The sequence below is a fragment of the Candidatus Curtissbacteria bacterium genome (assembly GCA_024654445.1).
Taxonomy (GTDB): Bacteria; Patescibacteriota; Microgenomatia; order Curtissbacterales; family GWA2-41-24; genus JANLHP01.
The window spans coordinates 1-1,698 of record JANLHP010000027.1 but is presented as its reverse complement, the minus strand read 5'-3'; the positions used below and the strand labels follow the sequence as shown (position 1 = coordinate 1,698).

At 37.0% G+C, this 1,698-nt stretch carries 3 protein-coding genes; 1 reads left to right on the top strand and 2 read right to left on the bottom strand.

Annotation, left to right across the window (positions count from 1 at the left end; all coding sequences use genetic code 11):
* Positions 1-192: hypothetical protein (locus tag NUV69_05185; GenBank protein ID MCR4325052.1), on the bottom strand; the 192-nt coding region annotated here is incomplete at its 3' end.
* A gap of 29 nt (positions 193-221) precedes the next feature.
* Between NUV69_05185 and NUV69_05180 the strand changes: the two genes are divergently transcribed.
* Positions 222-1,058: a GGDEF domain-containing protein gene (locus NUV69_05180; protein MCR4325051.1), complete on the top strand. Its 837-nt coding sequence runs from the start codon at positions 222-224 to the stop codon at positions 1,056-1,058.
* 4 nt (positions 1,059-1,062) lie between these two features.
* Here the strand turns inward: NUV69_05180 and NUV69_05175 are convergent.
* The coding region (locus tag NUV69_05175) for a hypothetical protein (GenBank protein ID MCR4325050.1) at positions 1,063-1,698 on the bottom strand (636 nt) is incomplete at its 5' end.

Here is a 1,698-nt window from a genome sequence, read left to right as displayed (position 1 = left end):
CTTAGGGTGGCGGAGGTCAGATTTTAAAAAACCGCCGTCAGCCGAGTTTGACTCGGCGAAAAAAAGGGTTACCATCAGTTCAACGGCAGAAAGGGAAGTGGTCGGATGGCCGGATTTGGCCTCGGTTGTTGAAGTTAGAATGTCGTAGCGAATCAATTTGCAGATTTTTTTCAATTTTTCAAAATCAACCATACAATAGTTTAGCAAAAAATATTTTAAATATGATAGAAAGTAAAGAAATACCATTATCACAAAAAACTTTAAGGTCACCTCATAAAGATAATGTATTGGAAATAATGGGCAGGAAAAATTTTTTAGGCCAATTTCCATCAGAACAACAAGCAAGAAATAAAATTGCAAATGAATTAAAAAAATTAAAAAAAAATCCTTTATTTAAGGTAGAAAGAAAAAAACATTTAGAAACAGAAAAAGCAAGGCGAGAACTTGAAGAAGTTTCCGTTATCGATCCTTTGACAAATTTGTATCTTCGAAGGTTTCTTGATGGTAATCCAAACACATCCCCTCCAAAAAAAGGAATATTAGAGCGAGAAATAGAAAGAATATTTAAGGGTAATAAAAAACTTACTGTTGCGATGTTAGACATTGATCATTTCAAAGAGGTCAATGATCAATATGGCCATCAAGTAGGGGATGAAGTGTTGAGAAAAGTTGCCGAAACAGTATTGAAAAACATTAGATTCAATTTAGGTGACTTTGCAATTCGTTTCGGAGGCGATGAGTTCTTAATTATTACCCCCAATAGTTTAGATGTAGCTCAAAAAATGATCGAAAAAATCAGAAGTGAAATAGAAAGAATATCATTTAATAATGATAATAAATATCCAAAGGGTGTTACTATTAGTTGCGGTTTAACGAACCTGGTAGAAGATGTAAATGATGGCAATTATAAAGAAATTGCTGAGGCTATGACAAATAGGGCGGACAATGCATTGTATGAATCTAAGAGAGAAGATGGAAAAAATCACACAACAGTTGCCTTACACAATAAAAAAGGAACAACAGAATTTATTAGAGTATTTCACGAAAATAAAGTTTAATTTTTTAACTCTCCAAAGTCGAAGTATCACCCACAGGTAGCCCAAGTTCTTGAGCCTTAAGTACTCGTCTCATTATCTTTCCCGATCTGGTTTTTGGGAGTTTTTCGACAAAATCAATTTCGTCCGGGGTAGCGATTGGGCCAATTGATTTACGGACAGTTTGGACAAGTTCCGCCTTTAATTCATCAGATGGAATAACTCCTTGTTTTAAGATGACGAAAGCTTTAATTGACTCGCCTTTTATTTCGTGGGGTTTGCCGATGACAGCTGCTTCGGCCACTTTTAGATTGGAGACAAAGGCACTTTCTAGCTCGGCTGAACCAAGCCGGTGGCCGGAAACTTTAATAACATCATCATTTCGACCGACGATCCAAAAATATCCATCTTCGTCGATCTTGGCCGAATCCCCAGCGAAGTAGATAAAATTTTCGAAGCTCGATACCGCGTTTTTCGCCGCCACACCCCCAAGGGGCCCCTGGCGATTGCTCAAAACGGGTATCTTCTCTTCTCCGGTTTGTAATTTAGAATTTGAGCTTTGAGATTTATTTGGATTTTGTGATTTTGTATTTTGGATTTTCTCAAAATACGTTTCTCGATATCTCTCTGGGTTATTATAAACGTCAAGGAGCATTGCCGGCCA

What these genes read in the sequence shown, in the direction of transcription:
- NUV69_05180 (MCR4325051.1), top strand. Translation starts at nt 222, where the DNA reads ATGATAGAAAGTAAAGAAATACCATTATCACAAAAAACTTTAAGGTCA.